At 73.3% G+C, this 15,067-nt stretch carries 16 protein-coding genes; 2 read left to right on the forward strand and 14 right to left on the reverse strand.

Annotated features, from left to right (window positions below; all coding sequences use genetic code 11):
- Window positions 1-8: 8 nt before the first annotated feature.
- Window positions 9-1,628 (reverse strand): ATP-binding cassette domain-containing protein, encoded by a 1,620-nt coding sequence (locus ACGF3H_RS10140; protein WP_362487952.1) that lies wholly within the window; start codon window positions 1,626-1,628, stop codon window positions 9-11.
- A gap of 118 nt (window positions 1,629-1,746) precedes the next feature.
- Here ACGF3H_RS10140 and ACGF3H_RS10145 point away from each other — a divergent pair, with 118 nt between their 5' ends.
- A complete protein-coding gene (locus tag ACGF3H_RS10145; protein ID WP_362487949.1) occupies window positions 1,747-3,261 on the forward strand; it encodes a phosphatase PAP2 family protein in 1,515 nt (504 codons plus the stop codon).
- A gap of 157 nt (window positions 3,262-3,418) precedes the next feature.
- Window positions 3,419-4,240 (forward strand): methyltransferase domain-containing protein, encoded by an 822-nt coding sequence (locus ACGF3H_RS10150; protein WP_362487946.1) that lies wholly within the window; start codon window positions 3,419-3,421, stop codon window positions 4,238-4,240.
- A 104-nt stretch (window positions 4,241-4,344) separates the two neighbouring features.
- Here the strand turns inward: ACGF3H_RS10150 and ACGF3H_RS10155 are convergent, their stop codons facing one another.
- The 13 genes from ACGF3H_RS10155 to ACGF3H_RS10215 form a co-directional block, all read right to left on the reverse strand.
- A complete protein-coding gene (locus ACGF3H_RS10155; protein WP_393584115.1) occupies window positions 4,345-4,638 on the reverse strand; it encodes a gas vesicle protein K in 294 nt (97 codons plus the stop codon).
- A gap of 1 nt (window position 4,639) precedes the next feature.
- Window positions 4,640-4,822: a gas vesicle protein gene (locus tag ACGF3H_RS10160; RefSeq protein WP_077799359.1), complete on the reverse strand. Its 183-nt coding sequence runs from the start codon at window positions 4,820-4,822 to the stop codon at window positions 4,640-4,642.
- A complete protein-coding gene (locus tag ACGF3H_RS10165) occupies window positions 4,819-5,640 on the reverse strand; it encodes a GvpL/GvpF family gas vesicle protein (RefSeq protein ID WP_362487940.1) in 822 nt (273 codons plus the stop codon). The genes ACGF3H_RS10160 and ACGF3H_RS10165 overlap by 4 nt, the downstream gene beginning before the upstream one ends.
- Window positions 5,637-5,963: a gas vesicle protein gene (locus tag ACGF3H_RS10170; RefSeq protein ID WP_161165809.1), complete on the reverse strand. Its 327-nt coding sequence runs from the start codon at window positions 5,961-5,963 to the stop codon at window positions 5,637-5,639. The genes ACGF3H_RS10165 and ACGF3H_RS10170 overlap by 4 nt, the downstream gene beginning before the upstream one ends.
- The gene (locus tag ACGF3H_RS10175; protein WP_362487937.1) at window positions 5,960-7,177 is read right to left on the reverse strand and encodes an SRPBCC family protein; all 1,218 of its coding nucleotides are present in this window, start codon (window positions 7,175-7,177) and stop codon (window positions 5,960-5,962) included. Before ACGF3H_RS10175 ends, ACGF3H_RS10170 begins: the two co-directional genes overlap by 4 nt.
- A complete protein-coding gene (locus ACGF3H_RS10180; RefSeq protein WP_362487935.1) occupies window positions 7,174-7,818 on the reverse strand; it encodes a DNA primase in 645 nt (214 codons plus the stop codon). The genes ACGF3H_RS10175 and ACGF3H_RS10180 overlap by 4 nt, the downstream gene beginning before the upstream one ends.
- A complete protein-coding gene (locus ACGF3H_RS10185) occupies window positions 7,815-8,078 on the reverse strand; it encodes a gas vesicle protein GvpG (RefSeq protein ID WP_362487932.1) in 264 nt (87 codons plus the stop codon). Before ACGF3H_RS10185 ends, ACGF3H_RS10180 begins: the two co-directional genes overlap by 4 nt.
- A gap of 5 nt (window positions 8,079-8,083) precedes the next feature.
- Window positions 8,084-8,857 carry a GvpL/GvpF family gas vesicle protein gene (locus ACGF3H_RS10190; protein WP_362487930.1) on the reverse strand — a complete coding sequence of 258 codons (774 nt, stop codon included), beginning with the start codon at window positions 8,855-8,857 and terminating at the stop codon, window positions 8,084-8,086.
- Window positions 8,854-9,288 carry a gas vesicle structural protein GvpA gene (locus ACGF3H_RS10195; protein WP_362487927.1) on the reverse strand — a complete coding sequence of 145 codons (435 nt, stop codon included), beginning with the start codon at window positions 9,286-9,288 and terminating at the stop codon, window positions 8,854-8,856. Before ACGF3H_RS10195 ends, ACGF3H_RS10190 begins: the two co-directional genes overlap by 4 nt.
- A 79-nt stretch (window positions 9,289-9,367) precedes the next feature.
- The gene (locus ACGF3H_RS10200; protein WP_362487924.1) at window positions 9,368-9,751 is read right to left on the reverse strand and encodes a gas vesicle protein; all 384 of its coding nucleotides are present in this window, start codon (window positions 9,749-9,751) and stop codon (window positions 9,368-9,370) included.
- A gap of 114 nt (window positions 9,752-9,865) precedes the next feature.
- Window positions 9,866-10,810: a non-homologous end-joining DNA ligase gene (ligD, locus tag ACGF3H_RS10205; protein ID WP_362487921.1), complete on the reverse strand. Its 945-nt coding sequence runs from the start codon at window positions 10,808-10,810 to the stop codon at window positions 9,866-9,868.
- On the reverse strand, window positions 10,807-12,654 hold the full coding sequence (locus tag ACGF3H_RS10210; protein WP_362487919.1) for a transketolase: 1,848 nt from the start codon (window positions 12,652-12,654) through the stop codon (window positions 10,807-10,809). The genes ligD and ACGF3H_RS10210 overlap by 4 nt, the downstream gene beginning before the upstream one ends.
- Window positions 12,651-14,963, reverse strand: coding sequence for an FAD-dependent oxidoreductase (locus tag ACGF3H_RS10215; protein WP_362487916.1), 2,313 nt, complete (start codon window positions 14,961-14,963; stop codon window positions 12,651-12,653). Before ACGF3H_RS10215 ends, ACGF3H_RS10210 begins: the two co-directional genes overlap by 4 nt.
- Window positions 14,964-15,067: the final 104 nt, after the last annotated feature.

Consider the following 15,067-nt stretch of genomic DNA (forward strand, 5'->3'; position numbering starts at 1 on the left):
GCGGCCGGTTACCGGGCCCGCTCCACCCGCCGCTCGTCCCAGACCGGCTCCGGCGTCTCGCGGACGCGGCCGTCGCTGCCGAAGACGAGGTAGCGGTCGAAGGAGCGGGCGAACCAGCGGTCGTGGGTGACCGCGAGGACCGTGCCCTCGAAGCCCTCCAGTCCTTCCTGGAGGGCTTCGGCCGATTCCAGGTCGAGGTTGTCGGTCGGCTCGTCGAGCAGCAGGGCCGTGACGCCCTCCAGCTCCAGCAGGAGGATCTGGAAGCGGGCCTGCTGGCCGCCGGAGAGCCGCTCGAAGGTCTGCTCGGCCTGCTGGGTCAGTTCGTAGCGGCGCAGCCGGGACATGGCGGCGCCCCGGTCCTGGGAGTGTTCGCTCCACAGGATGTCCAGGAGTGTGCGTCCCATCAGCTCGGGGTGGGCGTGGGTCTGCGCGAAGTGCCCCGGCACCACGCGCGCGCCGAGCTTCCACTTCCCGGTGTGCGCCACCTCCTCGCCCGCGAGGAGCCGCAGGAAGTGCGACTTGCCGGAGCCGTTGGAGCCGAGGACGGCGACCCGTTCGCCGTAGAAGACCTCCAGGTCGAAGGGCTTCATCAGGCCGGTGAGTTCGAGGCCCTCGCAGGTGACGGCGCGGACGCCGGTCCGGCCGCCCTTCAGGCGCATCCTGATGTCCTGCTCGCGGGGCGGCTCGGGCGGCGGGCCGGCCTCCTCGAACTTGCGCAGCCGGGTCTGGGCCGCGGCGTAGCGCGAGGCCATCTCGTGGCTGACCGCAGCGGCCTGACGCAGCGTCAGTACGAGTTTCTTGAGCTGGGCGTGCTTCTCGTCCCAGCGGCGGCGCAGTTCCTCGAAGCGGGCGAAGCGCTCGCGGCGGGCCTCGTGGAAGGTGGCGAAGCCGCCGCCGTGCACCCAGGCGTCGGCGCCGGCCGGTCCGGGTTCGAGGGAGACGATCTTCTGGGCGGCGCGGGCGAGGAGTTCGCGGTCGTGGGAGACGAAGAGGACGGTCTTGCGGGTCTCCTCCAGCCGCTCCTCCAGCCAGCGCTTGCCGGGCACGTCGAGGTAGTTGTCCGGCTCGTCGAGCAGCAGCACCTCGTCGGTGCCGCGCAGCAGCGCCTCCAGGACGAGGCGTTTCTGCTCGCCGCCGGAGAGCGTGCGCACCTGCCGCCACTGGGCCTTGTCGTAGGGGACGCCGAGCGCGGCCGTGGTGCAGATGTCCCACAGCGTCTCGGCCTCGTAGCCCTGGACCTCGGCCCAGTCGGCGAGGGCCTGCGCGTAGCGCATCTGGGCGGCCTCGTCGTCGACCGTCATGATCGCGTGCTCGGCGGCGTCGACGGCGCGCGCGGCCTCGCGGATGCGGGGCGGCGCGACGGACACCAGCAGGTCCCGCACGGTCGTCCCGTCGCGCACGGAGCCCACGAACTGGCGCATCACTCCGAGGCCGCCGCCGACGGTGACGGTCCCGCCGTGCGGCTTGAGCTCCCCGGACAACAGGCGCAGCAGGGTGGTCTTGCCGGCCCCGTTGGGTCCGACGAGGGCCACGACGGCGCCCTCCCCCACCCGGAAGGAGGCATCGCCGAGCAGCGCCCTCCCGTCGGGGAGGTAGTACTCCAGGTGCGCGGCTTCGAGATGACCCATGGGCCGGATTCTGCGGCCGCGGACGCCGTCCGGGCAAATGCTTTCCCCGAGTACGGGCCGGAAGGCACGTGCGGCACGCCACCCGCAGGAATCGCCGTCCGCCGGGTAGGCGGGAGGAATGAGCCCCGACGTAGACCTCACCGCCCCGACGCCCGGCCCGCATCCGGTGCGCAACGGCCTGCTGCGGCTGGACCAACGCGTGTTCGAGGCGGTCGCCGCCCGGCACTGGCCCGGCGCCGACCACCTGCTGCCCCGGCTCAGCCGCAGCGCCAACCACGGCGTGCTGTGGTTCGGGGCGGCCGCCGCGCTGGCCGCGGCCCGCACCCCGCGGTCCCGGCGCGCCGCCGTCCGGGGCCTCGCCTCGCTGAGCCTGGCCTCGCTGACGATCAACACGCTCGGCAAGCGCTCGGTCCGCCGCCCCCGGCCCGTGCTGGACCCGGTGCCGGTGGTCCGGCAGCTGAAGCGGCAGCCGATCACCACGTCCTTCCCGTCCGGCCACGCGGCATCGGCCGCCGCGTTCGCCACCGGCGTCGCGCTGGAGTCACCCGCGTGGGGCGCCGCGGTGGCGCCGGTGGCCGCCGCGGTGGCGCTCTCGCGGGTCTACACGGGTGTGCACTTCCCGAGCGACGTGCTCGCCGGGGCGGCGCTCGGGGCGGGCGCCGCGTTCGCCGTGCGGGGCATGGTGCCCACGCGGGCCCAGCTCATCCCGCCGGCCAGGCCGCGCGCGGACGTCCCGGCACTGCCGCGGGGCGAGGGTCTGGTGATGGTGGCCAACACCGCCTCGGGCACCGCGGACCGGGTGCGCGCCCTGTGCGACGCGCTGCCGGAGGCCGAGGTCGTCGAGTGCGAGCCGGGTGACGTCGGCGCCGAGCTGGAGAAGGCGGCGGACCGCGCCCGGGTGCTCGGCGTCTGCGGCGGCGACGGCACCGTGAACGCCGCCGCGGAGATCGCGATGCGCCACGGCCTGCCGCTGGCGGTGCTGCCGGGCGGCACGCTCAACCACTTCGCCTACGACCTGGGGGTGGAGGACGTCAAGGATCTGTGCCGGGCGCTGGAGGGCGGGGAGGGCGTGCGGGTGGACGTCGGCCGGTTCACCTCCGGTGAGCAGCGCGGCATCTTCCTGAACACCTTCAGCCTCGGCGTGTACCCGGAGCTGGTGCGCGAGCGGGAGCGCTGGTCGCCCCGGATCGGCGGCTGGCCGGCCGGGTTGCTGGCCGCGGTACGGGTGCTGCGCGCCGACCGGCATCCGCTGGAGGCCGAGGTGCAGGGGCGCAGGCGCCCGCTGTGGATGCTGTTCGCGGGCAACGGCACGTACCACCGGATGGGCCTGGCCCCCGGCCGCCGGCTGGACCTGGCGGACGGCCAGCTGGACATCCGGGTGGTGCACGGCGGCCGCCGGCCGGCCCTGCGTCTGCTCTCGGCGGCGTTCGCCGGTCCGCTGACCCGCTCCCCCGCCCACGCGGCGGTGCAGGTGGGGCGGCTCCGGCTGACCGGTGTCGCGCCGGGCACCCTGCTGGCGTACGACGGCGAGATCACCGAGACACAGGGCGACCTGACGCTGGAGAAGCTGCCCGAGGCGCTCACCGCCTACCGCCCGCTGTCCGGCAACCGTCTCGCCGAGCACTCTTCCTGACGCGGCACCGGGACCGTGTCCTGACCCTCCGTCAGTCCATATATCAATACGCCGGTCTCATCATGTGGTGCGCGGGCGTACGGTGATCCTGCTGCCGGGCGGGGTCGCCGTACCCCGCGCACCGGTGCGTCGCGCAGTCGCAAAGAGGGGATCCGCCATGTCCGGACAGCAGGAGACCGCCGTGTACACGCACGGACACCACGAGTCCGTGCTGCGCTCGCACACCTGGCGCACCGCCGCCAACTCGGCCGCGTACCTGCTCGGCTCGCTGAAGCCGCACATGAAGATCCTCGACATCGGCTGCGGCCCCGGCACCATCACCGCGGACCTGGCGGAGCTGGTGCCCGACGGGCACGTGACCGGCGTGGACCGGGCCCCGGAGATCGTGGAGCGGGCCCGCGCCACCGCCGCCGGGCGCGGCCTGTCCAACACCGACTTCGCGGTCGCAGACGTCCACGGCCTGGACTACCCGGACGACACGTTCTGCGTGGTCCACGCCCACCAGGTGCTCCAGCACGTGGGCGACCCGGTGCAGGCGCTGCGCGAGATGAGGCGGGTGGCGAAGCCGAACGGATTCGTCGCCGTCCGCGACTCGGACTACGGCGCCATGACCTGGTACCCCGCCTCCGCGGGCATGGACGGCTGGCTGGACCTGTACCGCCGGGTGGCCCGCGCCAACGGGGGCGAGCCGGACGCCGGACGCCGGCTGAAGGCCTGGGCGCTGGAGGCCGGGTTCACGGACATCACGGCGACCTCGGCCACCTGGACCTTCTCCGCACCGGACGAGCGGGAATGGTGGAGCGGCCTGTGGGCGGACCGCACCCTCGCCTCGGCCTACGCCGACCGGGCCACGGAGGGCGGCCACGCCACGACGGAGGACCTGCGGGCCGTGTCGGCGGCCTGGCGGGAGTGGGGCCGGCGGCCCGAGGGCTGGTTCAGCGTCCTGCACGGGGAGATCCTGTGCCGGAAGGAAGCCTGACGGACGCCTGACCGGCGCATGGTCCTTGGGACGACCACAGGCGGCGGCCAAGGCCGCCGCCACGGGTGGTGACCGACAGACGGTGAGGCGGCTGCCCCGGGGACTCACTCCCGGGGCAGCAGCGGTCCCAGCGGTCCGAGGTCCAGGTTCAGGTCCTCGGGCCGCAGGCCGTAGCGGTCGCGCAGTTCGGTCATGCGGTCGTCGAGCAGCATCAGGGTGAGCCCGATCCGCTCCTCCTGCTCCTCGCTCAGGTCGCCCTCGTCGACCCGGCGCAGCGCCTGCCGCTCCATGAGCTGGCGCAGCAGCTCCACGACGGTCAGCACCAGTTTGACCAGATCGCGCTCGACCGTGTCGGGGTCCAGGTCGAGCCGTTTGCGGCGTTCGGGGTTCTCGGTCACGTCAGTCCCCGAACGGTGACGGCACATTGCGGTTGACCGAGCTGATCAACGCGTTGAGGTCGATGCGGACCAGGTCGACGTCCGCGATGCGCAGCGTGATGTCACCGGTGATGACCACTCCGCCGGCCAGCAGCCGGTCGAGCAGGTCCACGAGGGCGATCTCGCGCCGTTCGACGACGGTCATGACTCCTCCCCCGCCGTCTCCGCACCCGCCGCCTCCGCACCCGCCGCGTCCTCGCCGGAGGTCTCCCCCGCGAAGGAGTAGGCGGCCCACGGGCCGGTGAGTTCCACGCGCAGCCCGGGAGTGTCGTCCTTCGTACGGTCCACGATCTCCACGAACTCCTCGGAGACGTCCCGCGACACCAGATAGGCGGCGTTGAGGACGTTCCGTCCGGCGGCGCCGGAGAGCGTGGGGTTCTGCGGTGCGTGCAGCCGCGCGTCGTCGGCCCGGGAGGACAGGTTCGCGTGCAGTCGCGTCGCGAACTCCTCCGCCCGGGACCACAGGTCCTCGTGCGCCCGCGCCCGCATGCGCCGCTGCCGCAGGTAGTCACGGCCCGTGGCGGGCTTCGGTTCGGGCTCCGCCGGGCGGTCGGACTGCGCGGGATCCGCCTCGACGTACACCTTCACCCCCCATTCCACCCGGCCCGCCAGCCGGTCGAGGGTGCGCAGGAAGTCGTCCTCGCGCTCCTCCATCATCACGCGGACGCCGCTGTCGTCCCGGAAGACCGTGGCCAGCCGGAGCGGCAGCGGCGTGGTGACGACGGTGAGCGCGTCGACGACCTGCTGGTGGGCGCGGGCGGTCCCGGCGAGCCAGTCCAGGTCCTCCAGGTGGGCCCGCAGCGACTCCTCCGAGAAGTCGCGCTCGGGCACGTGGCTGACCACGGCGACCAGACCGCGGTGGGGCAGCAGCCGGGGCGGGGAGCCCGCCACCCCGGCCAGCTGGGACTGGAGGGGGACGTCGAAGGGCCGGCAGACGGCGTAGACGTATCGCAGTGCCGTCATCGTTCCTCCCTCGGTACGCGGCCCGATTCCAGCTCCCGCAGGCGCTCACGCAGCTCCGCGTTCTCCCGGGTCAGTTCGTCGCGCCGTGCGCGCGAGGAGAGCGCCGGGTCGCTCTCCCACCAGTCGATGCCCATTTCCTTGGCCTTGTCGACGGAGGCGACGATGAGCCGCAGCTTGATCGTCAGCAGCTCGATGTCGAGCAGGTTGATCCGGATGTCGCCCGCGATGACGACACCCTTGTCGAGCACCCGCTCCAGGATGTCAGCGAGATTGGCGCTCTGTCCCTGGCCGTAGGGATCGGGCAGCCGGCTGGGAGTGGTCATCGACGACTCCCGCGGCCGGCGTACTCGTCGTCGTCCGCGTACTCACCGCGGGACGCGTACTCGTCCTCGGCGTCGGCGTCGGCGCCGTCTTCTTCCTCCTCCTCGTACTCCGCGTCGGGCTCCTCCTCGTAGGCGTCCTCGTCCTCGGGCTCGTCGGACTCCTCCTCCGTCTCGCCGTCGTCCTCGTCCTCGTCCTCGGCGTACGGAGCGTCCTCGTCGTCCTCCTCGTCGTAGGCGTCTTCCGCCTCGTCGGACTCGCCGTCCTCGTCGCTCTCCCGGTCCTCCGGCTCCTCGCCCTCCTGCTCCTCGCCTTCCTGGTCCTCGCCCTCCTGCTCCTCCTCCGCGACCGCGTCCTCGTGGCTGCGGACGACCTCGCCGTCGCGGATCTCGCCGCGCCAGCCGTCCTCCGCCTCGCCCTTGAGGGTGATGTGGCGGACGAAGTTCTTCAGGTCGAGCCGGGCCCGGCGGCCCTGGGCGCGCCAGATGTTGCCGGTCTTCTCGAACAGACCGCTGGGGTAGTACTCGATGACCAGGATGACGCGGGTCAGGTTGTCCGCGAGCTTGTGGAAGCTGACGACGCCCTTGGTGGTGCCCTTGGCGCCCTCGGACGTCCAGGAGATCCGGTCGTCGGGCACCTGCTCGGTGGTCTTCGCCTTCCAGCTCCGGTTGGACCAGAAGACCTTCAGCTGCCAGTCGGAGGAGGTGTCGTCGGCGCGGTTCGCGCTCTTGACGCCCTTGGCGAAGGTGCTGAAGTCCTGGTACTGCGTCCACTGGTCGTAGGCGGTGCGCAGCGGCACGCCGACGTCGACGTACTCGATGATGACGGTCGGCTTCTGACCGCCGCCGCCCTTCTTCCTGCCCTTGCCGCCGCCGAGGTTCTTGAAGGCGCCGACCACGTTGTCCTTCACCTTGCCGGCGCCGACCTCGAGCGCGGCCCGCACCGGGCTCTTGCCCTCGGCGAGCTTGCGTCCGCCGTCGAGGGCGAGCTTGGCGAAGCCGGGGCTGTTGCCCTCGGCTATGTCGTTCAGCTTGCCCGTGGTCTCGCCGAGCTTGCGGCCGACGCCGGTCAGCAGCCGCGTGGCCTGGGCGGCGAGGTAGTCCTGCACCTCCGCCTTCAGGCGGTCGGCCGCCTCGCTCTGCGCCACGTCGGCGAGCGGATTCTTCTTCGCGGCCTTGCCTGCCGTGGAGGCCGCGGAACCGAGGGTGTCGGTCATCGCTCACCACCGCCCTTCGACTGCCGGGAACCGGCGCCGCGGGCGGACGCCGTCTTCTTGCCGGCCGCCTTCTTGGCGGGCTGCGCCCGCTTGGCGGCCGTCTTGCGCGCGGGCGCCTTCGCGGCGGCCTTCTTCGCCGGCCGCTTCGCGGGGGCCTTCTTCGCCGCCCCGCGCGCCGCCTCGGACGCCTTCTTCGCGGGCCGCTCGCGGCGGCGCTCGGGCTCCTGGGCCTCGTCCGCCCCCTCCGCCGGCTCCTCGTCCCGCTGCTCCTCGTCCCGCGACTCGTCGTCGTACTCCGAGTCGTCCGAGTCCTCGGCCGAGGGCGCGCCGGAGAGCTGGTCGCGCACCTGCGCGGTGCGCCCGTGCAGGCGGTCGGCGAGCGCGTCGATCTGCCGCTCGACCATGGCCCCCGACGCGGCCTTGCCCACGCCCCGCAGGTCCGTGCGCAGCTGGTCCCCGATCTCCTTGAACTGCGGATTGTTCTGCAACTGCGTGGAGAGCAGTTCCGCGATGCCCTTCGGGGTCAGGTTCAGCTTCTTGCCGGCCACCATGGTGCCCACGGCGATCGCCATTTTCAGCTTCTTCGTGCGTCCCAGCAGATAGCCGGCCCCTACGGCGAGGCCCAGTCCCGTTCGATTCATGGTGCCGTCCCGTTGCCCAATCCCGCGCTGTGGCGCGTAGCGATCTCCAGCCGGTCCAGGAGGACGTCCTCCTCCTGGTCGAACTCCTCCTCGGTGATCTCTCCGGCCTCCAACCGCTCTTCCAGCCGGGCGAGTTCGGCCCGGATCGTGGAGGGGTCGTAGTAGATGCGCTCGGCCTCGGCCAGCACCTGTTTGACCGCCCAGCCGGCTCCGCGCGCAGGGGCGAGCGGCAGCATGAGGATCTCCGAGAAAAGTCCCACGGTCGTCACCCCGCTCCGGCGTCCACACCACCGGCCGCGGTGCCCGCGGGCTCGGCCGGGCCGGGCTCCACGAAGCTGTACGGCGGCAGCGGTCCGTTCACGCGCACCTCGAGGTGCGGCATCTCCCTGCGGACCCGCTCCACGGCGGCCAGGAACTCCTCGGCCGTCTCCCGCTTCACCAGGAACGACACGTTGGCGAGCCAGCCGGTGGACTCGGGGCCGACGCTGACGGCGTCGGCGGCCGGCTCCAGGGCGCGCTCCACCGCGGCGCCGTCCACCGACTCCTTGTCCTTCACGGCGGCGGCGACCATCTCGCCGAGCCGGATCTTGTCCTCGTAACTGCCGCCGCTGGACTGCCGGTTGGCCTCCGCGAGCGCGCGGATCTCCGGGTTGTCGGCCATCACGTGATGCAGTACGGCTTCCTCGACGTGATTGGCCTTGATGTTGTACTCGACCCGGTCGTCCAGGGCCCGCAGACGCTCCTGGTAGTGCTCGGCACGCTCGGCGAGCACCGCGGTGACCGCGCTGTCGTCCGGGGCGACGCTGCCGAAGCGCATGGGCAGGACGCACCCCTCCGCCCCCGCCTCGCTGAGCACGTTCTGATGGGCGAGCAGCTCCCTGCGCTTGGGGCGCAGGTCCTCGGGGGCGTCGCTGACGACCGCCGCCAGTTCGCCCTCCTTGAGGATCCGCACCTCGCGCGGCGGCTCGCCGACGCCCGTCAGCCCGTCCGGGAGGGAGGGGTGGGACCCGGCGGTGATGCCGTAGACGTACGTGCTCACTCCTGCTCCTCCTTACGACGCGACGCGGTCTTGCGGGCACGCGGACGCGAGGCCGTCTCCCGCTCGGAGCCGCTCTCGTCGCGGCCCTGCTTGAACGCGTCCGAAATGGTTTCGGCGGCGCCGGACAGCGCCCCCTTGGACTTGCCGCGGGCGCCGGACTCCGTCATTTCTCCGACCAGGTCGGGCAGACCCGGGTCCTTGCGCGGCCCGGCCTCGAGGTCGAGGCGGTTGCACGCCTCGGCGAAGCGCAGATAGGTGTCGACACTGGCGACGACGACGCGGACGTCGATCTTGAGGATCTCGATACCGACCAGGGAGACGCGCACGAATGCGTCGATGACGAGCCCCCTGTCCAGTACGAGCTCGAGAACGTCGTAGAGGCCGCTGCTGCCGCCTCCGCCGCCGGACTGCTGTGCCGGTACGACTGTCATGCCGGCTGTCCCTCCATCCATTCCGTGGGTGTGTGTCCGTGTGTCCGTGTGCCGGTGCGTCCGTGTGCCCGCCGGGTGGTCAGCGACCGCCGCGGGCGTCGGCCCGACCACGTTCGTAGCGCCTGACGCGCCGGTAGCCGGTCAGCTGCCCGTCGGGGTCGAGTTCCACCACGTAGCTGCCCATCAGGCTCATCGTGTCCGGCACCCGCTCGAGTTCGAGAACCTCGACCTCCAGCGACCAGCCGTCCTCCGTCTGCTCGAAGGACGACACGGACTCCGCGGTCATTCCGGTGAGCTCCGCGAGCTGAGCACGCGCCTCCCGGAGGATCTCCATCGGCCGCGGCCTGCGCGCTTTCGGTTCTTGTTGTGTTTCCTGCGAGTCCTGCGACTCGTGAGAAGACTGTGATTTACGTGAATTCTGTCGCGATGTCTGTGATGCGGACGTGTTGTTCGTGTTCGACATGGCCACCTCTCCTCCCCGTGTGGCCGCAAGTGTGTTCGCCAAACCTCCATCGGCCCATGCATGTGCCGCGGGTCCGCGCAACCGGAGCGGCCGGCGGTCCGACCCGGGCGGAGGTCAGCCGCGCAGGGCGGTCAGCCGTCGCCGGGCGGGTCCCAGCGCCCGCGCGCGGCTCATGACCCCGTCCCAGGGCCGGGTGCGGGCCTGCTCGACGGCGTCCGCGACGGTCCAGCGCCGGGCGTGCAGGCCGGGGTCGTCCAGTTGGTCCCAGGACAGCGGGGTCGCCACCGGCGCGCCGGGCAGGGCGCGGACGGAGAAGGGCGCCACCGCGGTCTGCGCGTAGGCGTTGCGCTGGATGTCGAGGTAGAGCCGGTCGCCGCGGTCCTTCTTGCGGGCGGCGGTCGTGAGCCGGTCCGGGTGTGCCGCGGCCAGGGTGTCGGCGACGTCCCGCGCGAACTCCCGCACCTCGTCGAAGTCCTGGTCGCCCTTCAACGGCACGGTCACGTGCAGGCCGCGCGAGCCGGTGGTCATGAGCGCCGAGGGAAGGCCGAGCTCGTCGAGCAGTTCGCCCAGGAGCACGGCCGCCTCACGGACCCGGGGGAAGTCGTCACCGGACGGATCGAGGTCGAAGACCAGCCGGTCCGGCCGGTCGGCCCGCCCCGCCCGCGACAGCCACCGGTGCAGGGTGACGGCGGCCTGGTCGGCGAGGTACAGGAGGGTGGCGGTGTCGTCACAGACGGTGTGGCAGACCGTCCCGCCCTCCTTGGTCACCTCGACGCGGGAGATCCAGTCCGGGTAGTGCTCCGGGGTGTTCTTCTGCATGAACCGGGGGCCGTCCACGCCGTCCGGGTGCCGCTCCAGCATGAGCGGGCGGCCCCGCAGGTGCGGCAGCATGAACGGCGCGACGGCCCGGTAGTAGTCGACGAGGTCGCCCTTGGTGTACTCCCCGGCGCCGCCGGTGCCGTCCCGGCCGCTCCCGGCGGGGAACAGCACCTTGCCGGGCCGGTGGACCTCCACGGTGTGCCGGCCGGCCCGGACGGTCCGTGCGGCGTCCTGGCTCACGCGACGACCGCCTCCCCCACCAGCAGCCGGCCCGCCGCCGCGATGGAGTCGGCGTCGATGCCCGCCGCGCGCAACTGCTCGTCGGGCGACGCCGAGCCGGGCATCGTCCGTACGGCGAGCCGGACCATGCGTGGCACCGGCCGCCCGTCGGTGAAGGCGTCGAGGATCGCGTCGCCGATGCCGCCCTCCTCCCGGTGGTCCTCCACGGACAGCAGGCAGCCGGTCTCCTCGGCGGCCCGGCGCAGGGTCTCCCGGTCCACCGGCTTGACCGAGTACAGGTCGATCACCCGGATCGCGATGTCCTCCGCGGCGAGCGCGTCGGCCGCGGCCAGCGCCTCGTGCACGGTGTCGCCCGCCGCGACGACGGTCAGCCGGTCCCGGTCCGACGAACGCAGCACCTTGCTGCCGCCGATGGGGAACTCCTCGTCGGGCCCGTAGATCACCTTGCTCTCGCCGCGGGAGGTGCGCAGATAGCGGATGCCCTCCAGCCCGGCCATCCCGGCGACGAGGCGGGCGGTCTGGTTGGCGTCGCACGGGCAGAGCACGGTGGAGCCGTGGACGGCCCGCATCATGGCCAGGTCCTCCAGACCCATCTGGCTGGGCCCGTCCTGGCCGATGGCCACGCCCGAGTGGGAGCCGACGAGGTTGAGGCCGGAGCCGCTGATCGAGGCCATGCGGACGAAGTCGTAGGCGCGGGTCAGGAAGGCCGCGAAGGTCGTGGCGTACGGCACCCAGCCGCGCGCCGCCATGCCGACGGCGGCGGCGACCATCTGCTGCTCGGCGATGTAGCACTCGAAGTACCGCTCGGGGTGCTTCTTGGCGAAGAACTCGGCGCGGGTGGAGTCGCCGACCTCGCCGTCGAGGGCGACGACGTCGCCGCGGGCGGTGCCGAGCGCGGCCAGCGCCTCGCCGAAGGCGTTGCGGGTGGCCAGTTCGTCGCCGACCTCGTACCGGGGCAGTTCGAGCTGCCCGGAGCCGGCCGAGTGCAGGGCCCGCGTGGACGGCGGCTCGTGCACCCGGAGGGTGAGGTCGCGCGGGCCGCCGAGTTCGGCGATCGCCTCGTCGGCGTCCGGCACCGGCTTGCCGTGCTGGCCCTCACGGTCCTCCACGGCCCGGACGCCCTTGCCCTTGAGGGTGCGGGCGATGATCGCGGTGGGCTGGCCGCTGGTCGACAGGGCCTCGCCGTAGGCGCGGTCGACGGCGTCGACGTCGTGGCCGTCGATCTCGATCGTGTGCCAGTCGAAGGCCCTGAAGCGGCGGGCGTAGGCGTCGAGGTCGTGGCCGTGCCGGGTGGGGCCACGCTGGCCGAGGCGGTTGACGTCCACGATCACGGTGAGGTTGTCGAGGCGTTCGTGCCCGGCGTGCTCGGCGGCCTCCCACACCGATCCCTCGGCCATCTCGCTGTCGCCGCACAGCACCCACACCCGGTAGTCGGCGTGGTCCAGCCGCTTGCCGGACAGGGCGATGCCGACGCCGACGGGCAGGCCCTGGCCGAGCGAGCCGGTCGCCGTCTCGACCCACGGCAGCCGCTGCGGCGTGGGGTGGCCCTCCAGACGGCTGCCCAGCTTGCGGAAGGTGAGCAGCTCCTCGTCGTCGATGGCGCCGGCCGCCTTGAAGGCGGAGTACAGCAGGGGCGAGGCGTGTCCCTTGGACAGGACGAAGCGGTCATTGCCGGGGTTGGCGGGGCGCTGGAAGTCGTAGCGGAAGTGGTTGGCGAACAGCACCGCCACCAGGTCGGCGGCGGACATCGAGGACGTCGGGTGCCCGGAGCCGGCCGCGGCGGAGGCGCGCACGCTGTCGACGCGCAGCTGCTGTCCGAGTTCGGTGAGTTCACCGGTGTTCATGAGTCTCCTTCGTAGGGTCCGTCGGTACGCCTGACGGGACCGGGGGCGATGCCGGGGCCGGGCGGCGGCTGGTCGGCCGGCGGTTCGGGTCCGGGGTCGGCGGGACCGCCGGCGGAACGGGTCGGGGCGGACGGCGGCTTGGCGCGGGCCGGGGCGGCGGGCCGGGCCTTGCCCCGGGTACCGGCCGGCCCGGGCTTGGCCCGCATGCCCGACGGCCCCGGCTTGGCCCGGACGCCCGACGGCCCAGGCTTGGCCTGACCCCCGCCCGCACCGGCCCTGCCACGGCCACCCGCCGGCCCGGGCTTGGGCGGACCGGGCTTGGGCGGACCGGGCTTGGGCGGCGCATCCGCACTACGGCTCTTCGCGGGCTCACCACCCGGCTGCTGCTTCGCGGGCTCGCCGCCGGGCTGCTGCTTCGCCGGCTCACCACCCGGCTGGCCCTTCGCGGGCTCGCCAACGGGCCGGCCCCTCAGCGGCTCGTCACCAGGCTGCTGCTTCGCCGGTTCACCACCGGGCGAGGTCACCGCCGGCCCACCACCGGCCGGGCCCTTCGCCGGCTCACCGCCGGGCTGCCGCTTCGCCGGTTCACCACCGGGCGGCCTGCCCGTCGAGCTACCGCCGGGCTGGTGCTTCGCCGCTGCGCCACCGGGCGAGGTCACCGCCGGCCCACCACCGGCCGAGCCTCTCGCCGGCTCGCCGCCAGGCCGGTCCTTCGCCGCTGCGCCACCGGGTCGGCTGCCCGTCGAGCTACCGCCGGGCTGGCCCTTCGCCGCTGCGCCACCGGGCGAGGTCACCGCCCGCCCGCCACCGGCCGAGCCTCTCGCCCGCTCGCCGCCAGGCTGTCGCTTCGCCGGTTCACCGCCGGGCGGGGTCGTCGCCCGCTCGCCACCGGGCCGGCGCTCGTCGTCGGTGCCGGTGTCCGTCGGGCGGCTCGCCGTGGGAGCCGGCGTCTCCCGGGGGCCGGAGCCGGCCGAGTCGTTCTGCGTACGCCCGGCCACGGCCCCCGCCGGGACCCGCGCCAGCTCGGGGGACGCCGATTCCAGCGGCACCGACCACGACCGTACGAGGCCTAGCTGCACGGCCTGTCGGGGCAGCACCGCGTCCAGCAGCCAGTCGGCGGCGACCCGGACACGGTTGCCCGGCATGGCCGCGAGGTGGTAGCCGCGGGTGACCGCGCCGGCCACCGGGCCGGACAGGGGGACACCGAGCGGATCGGCCGCGGCCTTGGTCCCGCCCAGGTCCACGACGAAGCCCAGGTCCCGGTGCCGGTAGGGCCGCCGCTCGCCGCCGAGGCCGAGGGACGCGGCGACGTTGTGCGCGCAGACCTTGCCGTGCCGCCAGGCGTGCTGCGCGGTCATCGGCGTGTACGCGCCGGGGTCGTTCAGATCGGGCACCGCCGCCACGTCGCCGCAGGCGAACAGCTCGGGACGCCCCGGCACCTGGAGGTGGGGGTCGACGAGCAGCCGGCCGCGTTCCAGGGGCAGCCCGAGGGACTCCACCAGCGGGTCGGGCCGTACGCCCACGCACCACACCAGCGTGCGCGTGTCGACGGTCGTGCCGTCGGTCAGCACCACCCCGTCGTGCGTGGCCTCCTTCACCGACGTACCCATCCGCACGTCGACGCCCCGCTGCCGCAGCACCCGTTCGGCGGTGCGGGAGAGCCGTTCGTCCATCTCGGGCAGGACGCGCGGCGCCACGTCCAGCAGCATCCAGCGGGGCCGCATGCCCGTGCGCATCGGGTGCTTGCGGACCTGCGCGTCGGTGTACATCTGGCCGTGCGCGGCGACCTCCGTGCCGGTGTATCCGGCGCCGACCACGACGAAGGTGCACCGGGCGGCACACTCCGCGCGGTCCCGGGCCGCGGCGGCCAGCTCCACCTGCCGCGTGACGTGGTCGCGCAGGTACAGCGCCTCCGGCAGCCCGCGGAAACCGTGGGCGTGCTCGGCCACGCCGGGGATCGGCAGCAGCTTGTTGACGCTGCCCGCGGCGAGCACCAGCCGGTCGAAGGGCAGGACGCCCTCGCCGCCCTCCGGGTCGGTGTAGTGCACGGTGTGCCCGTCGAGGTCGATGCCGTCGGCCTCGCCGAGCACCAGCCGGACGCGGGGCAGGGTCCCGGACAGGGACACGCTGACCCGGCGCGGTTCGAGAACGCCGGCGGCGACCTGGGGCAGCAGGGGCAGGTAGAGGAGGTAGTCGGTCGGGTTGAGCAGGGTGATGTCGGCCTGGTGCCGGGTGAGCCGGGACAGGGTGCGGGCCGTCCGGTACCCGGCGAAGCCGGCGCCGACGATCACGATGCGGGGTCGGCTCACGGTTCGCCTCCGGGCTGTCGCGTACCTCGTGAGCTTTCCGCGTCCCCTCGCCCCGGGCCCCCAAACGTCTCCCACCGGCCCACCGGGGCCCGTACCGCCGGTTT

The sequence above is a fragment of the Streptomyces sp. NPDC048185 genome (assembly GCF_043202495.1).
GTDB lineage: Bacteria > Actinomycetota > Actinomycetes > Streptomycetales > Streptomycetaceae > Streptomyces.